This is a genomic window from Fibrobacter sp., assembly GCA_012523595.1.
Classification (GTDB): domain Bacteria; phylum Fibrobacterota; class Chitinivibrionia; order Chitinivibrionales; family Chitinispirillaceae; genus JAAYIG01.
The window spans coordinates 18,596-27,138 of sequence record JAAYIG010000079.1 but is presented as its reverse complement, the minus strand read 5'-3'; the positions used below and the strand labels follow the sequence as shown (position 1 = coordinate 27,138).

The following is an 8,543-nucleotide window of genomic DNA, read 5'->3' as shown; positions in this document are numbered from 1 at the left end:
TTTGATTTGCAATTCTGGTCCGCTCACTCAAGGGTACAAATACATCCTTGTCTCTTGTCATATAGACTTTCAGATCTGTTTTCCTCTCAAGAAGATCTCTCAGGTAAAGAGCAATCCCCAGAACGATATCCTTCTCCTTAACCCCTTTAGATCCGATAGCGCCCGGATCTTTGCCGCCATGCCCCGGATCCAGCACAATAGTTTTCACCGCCTGTGATTCCACTGGCGGGGGAGTCCGTTTTTTCTGATTCTGCACAGATTTTAACGGCCTCAATGAAACCATGAGTGTTTTTGTGTCCTGGACATAATCAATTACAGGTTCCTCTATCTCCGAGACAAGGCGAACTGAGATCTGGGCAGATTCCTTGAACTGCACGGAAGAGACTGACTTTACAAGCCCCACCCTCCCCTGCTTTACCTTTTGCGTGTCAACTGTGCCGCCGAAAAAATTGAGTGTAAGACTGGGATAGTAGTAGATATAATCAAACGGAAGCGAATCTGTAAGGTTTATCGTCAGCAATGTCCCGTTCTGCTTTTTATCACAGAGAACCGAGAGAATGGAAAACCTGGGGGCACTGGTGCTTACTGTGCCAGCTTCACTATTGAGTTTCAGCGTTTCCCCGGAATCGCCGAAAATCTCAGAGGCTGCCTGAAGCGGAATATAGAGAGTGCCGCCGTGACGGACCGCTGATGCAGGAAGCTGAAAAACTTTATCGTTCATTGTATAGAAACGGTTATCCTGAACAAATGAGAGCCGGGTTGTGTTTCTGGTACAGGAAAACCTCTGAGAATACCGATCCCACCGCCATCTGTACCCCATCGCGTCACATATATCTGTCAATGAGATCATCTGTGAACCGGAAATACTGGCGACAGGAACAGAACGGATAGTCCGGAAGGAATCCCCTTGAGAGAAACAAAAAGAGACTGAGATTAGTAAAAGCACTGTTGAATAGAAAATTTTCATACCTGACTAACGCTTTCTCATAATCTGGGCGATTCTGCGCTTCGATTCTTCCTCAGCAATTCTTTGGCGCTTATCGTATTTTTTTCTGCCTCTGCAAAGTCCCAGTTCTATCTTTACCCATTCTTTCTGGAAATACATGGAAAGGGGAATAAGAGTGAGTTGCTTGCGTTCGACTTCATTGCAAAGATGCGCAATCTGGCGTTTTCGGAGAAGAAGTTTTCTTTTCCTGTAAGGATCGGCTGAATAGGCGCCGATTTTATCATAGGGGCTGATGTGAAGACTTACAATGAAGATCTCCCCATGTATACACTGAGCATAGCTCTCCGCCAGATTGACTTTACCGGCCCTGATCGATTTTACCTCAGATCCGCTCAGGACTATTCCGGCCTCCACCTTTTCCAAAACTTCGTAATCATGAAAAGCTTTGCGATTCTGCGCCACGGTTTTCATCGTCTAAAAATAGTTACAGCCTGAAGAGTTAGGCAATCTCAGAGGTGACGTAATTTTGATCTTCAATCGAAAACCTGATTGGGTTGCAGAAGCCCCTGCATCTAATATTTTATCCTTGAGACTGAGCCTAAAAACCAGCCTGTTAAGAATAGAGGAAAAAAAATGAGCTTTGATCTGCTATCAACAGTTGAATACGGGGGATGTTCAGCAAAAATCTCCGCCCTCCAGCTCTCAGAAGCCTTGAAAGATATCCCGCGTATAAAAGACAAGAATTTGCTGGTGGATATAGAGACTCATGATGATGCAGGCGTGTACCGTATCAGTGACGACCTGGCGCTGATTCAGACTACCGATTTTTTCCCTCCGGTCTGCAGCGATCCGATCGATTTTGGAAGAATCGCTGCTGCAAACGCAATGAGTGATGTCTACGCCATGGGTGGCAGCGTTTTGACTGCAATGAATCTGGTGATGTTTCCCTCAAAACGCATTCCCCTTTCAGTGCTGAAGGACATACTTAAAGGCGGTCAGGAAAAGATAAGTGAGGCCGGAGGAGTAATTGCAGGCGGACATACAATAGATGACTTTCCTCCAAAGTATGGCCTGGCTGTTACAGGCACAATTCATCCTGAGAGGATTATCACCAATGCCGCAGCACGGAAAGGTGACCTGCTCATTCTGACAAAGCCTCTAGGTACCGGAGTCATAATAGCAGGAAAGAGAGTTGGTCTGGTAAATGAGACTCATTATAAGGCAGCGCTGGATTCGATGATGCTTCTTAACAAAAGAGGTGCGGAAATAATGCAGGAGTTTGGAGTACGGTGTGCAACAGATATTACCGGTTTCGGGCTCCTTGGTCATGCTTTGAAGATGGCTGATGCAAGCGGGGTTACCTTCCTTATTGAGAGTGAGGCTGTTCCTTTTTTTGAGGGAGCATACGAGCTTGCCGAGATGGGATGCATTCCCGGAGCCGGATTCAGAAATCAGGAATTTATAGAAAGGAACACAGCGTTTGCACGTGACCTTGATTACAACCGCAGAATGCTTCTTCTTGATGCACAGACGTCGGGAGGGCTTTTCATGTCTGTTCCGGAGTTTTACGCCGGTAATGTACTGAAAGCACTGCGGGAATCGGACTATCCAGAATCTGAGATCATAGGAAGGGTTGTTGAGAGAGCATCGAGTCTCCTTGAGGTTTTCTGATTACCATTATTAACTGTTCTCCAAAGCAGACTTCTCATCATTGTAATAAGCCAGAAACTGGTCTACACCAAACAGGGCAAGTGTTTCCTTGATCATCTCTGCAGCACCAATAACTCTTAAAGTAGTTCCTGCGATGTTTACTGCTGTTGCAAGTTCAAGAAGTGCCGTCGCTCCGGAAGCATCGATCATATTGAGAGATGAAAAATCAATAATAAACTTTTTGATTCCGGGCTGAGGTGTGAACTGTTCGCATTTGGATAAGTCCTGTCCTGAAACCATTTCACCGGAAACAGTAATATGGCAAATATCCTGTTCTGCCTCAATCAGGAATACAAACCCGGTTTCGATTTCAGTGTTTTTCTGATTCCAGACATCTTCATGTGATACTTCGAATTCAATCTCGGTGGAAAAAATTTTAAATACTCTGTCCAGATTCAAATCAGTGAGCAACTGGCGTATCGGTGCAGACACATTTACCAGGACGAGCTCTCCGCCTCTGAGATTTATCTTCTTCCGTAAAGAAAGCATCAGTCTGAGTCCCGAGCTGAACAGATTGTATGTATTTGACAGATTAAGAACAATTCGTTTAATACTGCTGTTTATTCTTTTACTGACGGCAGCATCGATCTCCCGGCAGCTATACATACTGATAGCATCAGGCAGCAGAACCCACAGATCACCAAACCTCTCCTCAACCGGTACCTCTTTTATAATCATCATTACTCCTTTATTCAGAAACTACAAGATTATCCTCATTCAGGCGGAAACACCTGTTGCTTGTCTTATTTATAACATGCTCACTGCTTCCGTAAAGATTTATTTCAGTCGCCGGGAAAATGTTTCCATGAATTCTGACATACCCCCTGTATTCTCTGGGTAAAGCAATCTCTCTTCTCAGGCTCTCCTTGTTCTGCTGAATATAGCTGATCTTGCGTTTTACAGCATTGTGACTATCAACAAGCTTCTTCACTTCCCCTTTGATCTTTCCAACTATCCCTCCGCCGCTGCGCTTTAGCATGAAGACCTTGCTTTTAAGAGCCTTCTCTATCGGCTGCAGTTCGGCCATAAGCCTGGCTTCCAGATCGATTATCTCCATCAGCTTTTCTTCGAGTGTCACCTTATGCTTGTCATAAAGAGTAATTCTTGTAACAGTACCCCGCTCATTTCCCACATTGCGGGCAGAGACCTGGTTTTCCGCTTTTATCACTCCGCCAATTATGCTGCACCCCGCAGAAGCGGCATCCAGCGCTGCACAGATACACTCGCAGTGAAGCAGATATTTACTAACAATAATTGTCCCCTCTGACATTATGCGGCATTCCTGTGCAAATGAGACCTGCACTCCAGTTTTTCCACTTACAAGGGTTTCATTCTTACCGATTATCCCTTTTTCAACCGTAACAGTGCCGTTCCGGGAAATAAGCCTGGCCGATTCAATATCTCCCTTTATGTGTATATTCCCGTCAGCTTCAATGGTAAAGCCTGGCAGGACATTTTTATTTACCAGTACATCACCGGAATATTTGATATTTCCTACACTGAAATCGACATTCCCTGAGATATGAAGCAGTTCCACAACACTCAGCAGATAACCATCCAGACAGATAATTCCCGTTTTAGTGGCCACCAGAGCTTTACCATCATCGACTATTTCTGTATTCCGCCCCCTGGGAAGCTGTTTGTCCTTTCCAGCAAGCGCAGGAATCGGTTTTCCTGTAATTGTCATCCCCGGTTTTCCTTTGGTGGGAAAAGTCTTAATGGCAAGCACCTGATCCTTGCTTACAGAAGTAAAGGTCTGGATATTGCGATAATCCACACTGCCGTTTTCTCTTATGTGCGGATGAATTTCAGGGTTGACAAGAACTTTCAGTTCAATTACCGCATCATCACCATTTTCCGGAGGAGTAGCTTCTGCGACAACAACAGGAGTATCAACGATTTTCTTCTCAACAATCGATTTTATCGCATCAGTTTTGATTCCATGTACGATTCCCCTTTTGGAGAGCAGAAGGGAAATCATTTGTTCCGTAATAATTCCGTTCTCAGTGGTCAGGTATTCGGACCGGATTGTCAGACTTGCTTTCTGAGCAGAAATCGACAGATCGATGTAGCGTTCAAATTCCGGATTGTAATACTCAAAAGGAGGTCCGATACACTCAAATTCCCCTTTAGCATCTTCAACTGCGGCTTTTAATCTTTCGACGTCAAGATTGAGCACCATTGCCTCCTGCAGCAATGATATGACATGTTCAATCCTGATCGAGTCCCTTTCGACTCTGCTCAGCCTGATATAAACACCATCGGGGCGCTCTTCTACTGCAAAAAACTGTTCGAGAGGATTTTTCACTAATCCACCTTGAAATAGCAAGGATTTTTCTTACATTATATTAATGCAGAATCATCTATTTCAAGGTAAACCGGATTCATTTCAACAATTCGACGATTTTTTGGGCGCAGATTCCTGCTCCATCGGACTCAATCGGGGGCGGTTTCTCCTGTGAAGCAGCGCGTTCCAGAGCCTCTTTCCAATCCAGTTTAAGAAAACTCTCCTCATCCAAACATACCCCTCCTCCCCAGAACTGCACCGCTTTTTCCAGGGCAGGATATTCAGCAAAAAGCGCTCTGGGCAGGTAAATCAGAGGAATTCCATTGAGAAAGCATTCTGAAACCACACCGTAACCAAGTTTACTTATAACGACATCACAGGATGCGGTAAGGTCCTGATATCGAAATTCTTTTTTGTTGATTATATGGTAATTAGGAGGATTTCCGACAAGCGGGTGAAGCCCGAGGAACTCCCAGTCCTCAATTTCTGCAAGCCTTTGCCACTGAGCACCATCCATCCCGAAATCACCAACGTAGATCAATCCAAGTTTTTTATTTTCGCTTAACCTGTATTTCCGTATCACAAGTTCTCTAACATTCTTCCCTTTCCTTCCCACAACCGGAACGGATTGTTTCCTGCTGAAGTAATCCATCTGCAAAGGCGGATGGAGGGCAAGAAGCATATCTGCATAACTGTACTGGGTCTGAATGTTATCGAGAACAGGCTTAAATTCCGGGAAAAACGAGGTATACTCATTATAAATATCAAACCAGGTAAAATTGGATATTGCAATGGAAACAATCCCCAGCCTGTACGCTATCTCAAAGGCAAAAGGGGTTATATCGCTGAGAATGCAATCCACATTATTTCTCCGGCACCACAAAAGTTCCCTCTCGATGATCTTTGAATTGCGCTCCTCAAGACTGGTATAGGTTTTCAGAGTCTGTTCCATATCTACTGTTACGCCACTGGACTGAATGCAGCCGCAATCGAATTCCCCCGGTTCACAGCAGAAAGGTCTCTGCAACTCCTCCTTGAAAAAAGAGCCGGGTATATTGGTCTTGAATGTGATTTTTACTGCAGGTGGGATCCGGTTAGCTATAGCAGTGGCCCGTACCGCATGTCCATATCCGTGAGCCGTGATAAAATAAAGAATATGCACAACTTGCAAGTTCCTTGGCCGTAATATGCAAAAGAGAAAAAACCAGTGCTATCCGGCATCAAAATATATAATTAGCCGCTTGAAAATGCCGGTCTCAGATTTGATTAAGTTTTCTGATAGTTTTTTTTTTCTGCACAAACTATATTTTTCGGCCACTGAAATAAACCTGCCTTAACTTGCGATCTCACCGGGAGTACCCTCTAGGGGGAGAGAAGTATAAGCCTGTCGGGAACCAGATCTGTAAAACAGATGCGGAATCAGTGGAGAATAATTTAACAGGCAGTTCTCCGGCATTGCCGGGAACGAGCCAAAATGTTCATTTGTGAGAGGTTTTATTTTATGGCGAACATCGCGAAAATGCGCAATATCGGAATCAGCGCGCATATTGACTCGGGAAAGACGACCCTTTCCGAGCGAATCCTATATTATTGCAAGAAGATCCATGCAATCCATGAAGTAAAAGGCAAAGATGGAGTTGGAGCGACGATGGACTCCATGGAGCTTGAACGCGAAAGAGGTATAACAATCGCCTCTGCTGCCACAAACGTATCATGGAAAGACTATGAGATTAATCTGATCGACACCCCCGGACACGTCGACTTCACTATCGAAGTCGAGAGGGCATTGCGTGTTCTTGACGGAGCTATACTTGTGCTCTGTTCGGTGGGAGGCGTACAGTCCCAGTCGATAACCGTTGACAGGCAGCTGAAAAGATACAAAGTGCCGCGTCTTGCTTTTGTTAATAAGTGCGACAGGTCCGGTGCCAATCCCTTCAGAGTCAAAGAGCAGCTCAGAGAGAAGCTGGGACATAATGCCGTGATGATTCAGATTCCTATCGGCCTTGAAGATAAGCTGGAGGGAGTAGTTGATCTGGTGAGTATGAAAGCCATCTATTTTGACGGTAAGGGGGGAGAGGAACTCCGCGAGGCGGAGATCCCGGCAGACCTTCAGGCTAAAGCACAAGAGATGCGTGAAGAGTTGATGGATGCTGTGTCAATGTATTCTGATGAACTTGCAGAAGCCTATCTGGAAGGTAAAGAGACTGTTGCGCAGATCAAGGATGCTATACGCAAAGGCACACTATCTCTGGATCTCACCCCTGTTTTAGTCGGGTCGGCTTATAAGAACAAAGGGATACAGCCGCTGCTCGATGCAGTCATGGATTACCTTCCAAATCCATCGGATATCAGCTATGAAGCACACGATATGAATAACAACGATGGGCTGTTCCCTGTAAAAGCAGATGATTCTCTTCCGCTCATCGCTCTGGCATTCAAGCTGGAGGATGGACAATACGGGCAACTGACTTATATTAGAGTATATCAGGGGTCATTGAAAAAGGGCTCAGAGATATACAATTCCAGAAGCGGCAAGCGTTTCAAGGTCGGGAGACTTATCAGAATGCACTCAAGTTCCATGGAAGACATAACAGAGGCCCGCTGTGGGGACATTGTTGCCCTGTTTGGAATTGACTGTGCCTCGGGTGACACATTCTGTGACACCTCTCTCAATGTCTCTATGACAACTATGTATGTGCCGGAGCCTGTTATCTCCCTGGCGATCAAACCCAAGGATAAGAAATCTGAGGATAATCTGTCAAAAGCTCTGAATCGATTTATAAAAGAGGATCCGACATTCAAGACCTTTGTCGATCCGGAATCAAACGAAACGATTATCAGAGGTATGGGCGAGCTTCATCTCGATATTTATATCGAGCGTATGAGACGGGAGTACAAAGTGGATCTTGAAACCGGAATGCCTCAGGTTGCTTACCGTGAAACAATCACTCAGGCCGCACGCTTCGATTATACTCATAAGAAGCAGACCGGTGGAGCCGGACAATACGGGCGTGTTGCCGGAATCATGGAACCGAATACCGGGAGTGATTACCAGTTTGTCGATATGATCAAAGGCGGAGTGATACCAAACGAGTACATTCCCTCCTGCGACAAGGGTTTTAAAGCCTGTCTGTCCAAAGGAAGACTCATCGGGTTTCCTATTGTGGGAGTAAAAATCACTATTGACGATGGAAACTATCATACGGTAGACTCATCCGATATCGCATTCCAGCAGGCTGCAATCGGTGGTTTCTGGATGGCTTATGAGAAGGCAAAACCCGAGATTCTGGAGCCAATAATGAAGGTTTCGATCGAGGGGCCGGTTGAGTTTCAGGGAAATATCCTGGGAAGCATCAACCAGAGACGCGGTGTAATCATAAGCACGACAGAGGAAAGCAATTTCACCAGAGTGGACTCCGAAGTACCACTCAGTGAGATGTTCGGGTATTCCACAGTACTTCGTTCTTTGACACAGGGTAAAGCCGAATTCACAATGGAGTTCCTCAGATACGGCAAAGTACCGGCATCAATTGCTGAACAGCTCAAAAAGGAGTTCCAGGAAAAAAAGAACCAGACCCAAAAAGGGAAATAAAGGAGTTT

7 protein-coding genes are annotated in these 8,543 nt (G+C 45.3%); 2 read left to right on the top strand and 5 right to left on the bottom strand.

The genetic code is table 11. From position 1 onward, the window contains the following. Together GX089_04940 and smpB are read right to left on the bottom strand one after the other, a co-directional pair. Window positions 1-967 (bottom strand): hypothetical protein (locus GX089_04940; protein ID NLP01821.1); only part of this gene is annotated, 967 nt, incomplete at its 3' end. A gap of 6 nt (window positions 968-973) precedes the next feature. Then, entirely contained in the window at window positions 974-1,417 is a 444-nt protein-coding gene (smpB, locus tag GX089_04935) for an SsrA-binding protein SmpB (GenBank protein NLP01820.1), read from the bottom strand. A 162-nt stretch (window positions 1,418-1,579) separates the two neighbouring features. On the opposite strand from smpB, the gene selD reads away from it, so the two are divergent. Beyond that, the gene (selD, locus tag GX089_04930) at window positions 1,580-2,617 is read left to right on the top strand and encodes a selenide, water dikinase SelD (protein ID NLP01819.1); all 1,038 of its coding nucleotides are present in this window, start codon (window positions 1,580-1,582) and stop codon (window positions 2,615-2,617) included. 9 nt (window positions 2,618-2,626) lie between these two features. On the opposite strand, the gene GX089_04925 is transcribed toward selD, so the two are convergent. The 3 genes from GX089_04925 to GX089_04915 all read right to left on the bottom strand — a co-directional run bounded on the left by GX089_04925 (window position 2,627) and on the right by GX089_04915 (window position 6,105). Next, on the bottom strand, window positions 2,627-3,337 hold the full coding sequence (locus GX089_04925; protein ID NLP01818.1) for an STAS domain-containing protein: 711 nt from the start codon (window positions 3,335-3,337) through the stop codon (window positions 2,627-2,629). A 7-nt stretch (window positions 3,338-3,344) separates the two neighbouring features. After that, entirely contained in the window at window positions 3,345-4,964 is a 1,620-nt protein-coding gene (locus tag GX089_04920; GenBank protein ID NLP01817.1) for a DUF342 domain-containing protein, read from the bottom strand. Window positions 4,965-5,040: 76 nt separating this feature from the next. Continuing rightward, a complete protein-coding gene (locus tag GX089_04915; protein NLP01816.1) occupies window positions 5,041-6,105 on the bottom strand; it encodes a UDP-N-acetylglucosamine--N-acetylmuramyl-(pentapeptide) pyrophosphoryl-undecaprenol N-acetylglucosamine transferase in 1,065 nt (354 codons plus the stop codon). A gap of 339 nt (window positions 6,106-6,444) precedes the next feature. Between GX089_04915 and GX089_04910 the strand changes: the two genes are divergently transcribed. Next, on the top strand, window positions 6,445-8,535 hold the full coding sequence (locus GX089_04910) for an elongation factor G (protein NLP01815.1): 2,091 nt from the start codon (window positions 6,445-6,447) through the stop codon (window positions 8,533-8,535). Window positions 8,536-8,543: the final 8 nt, after the last annotated feature.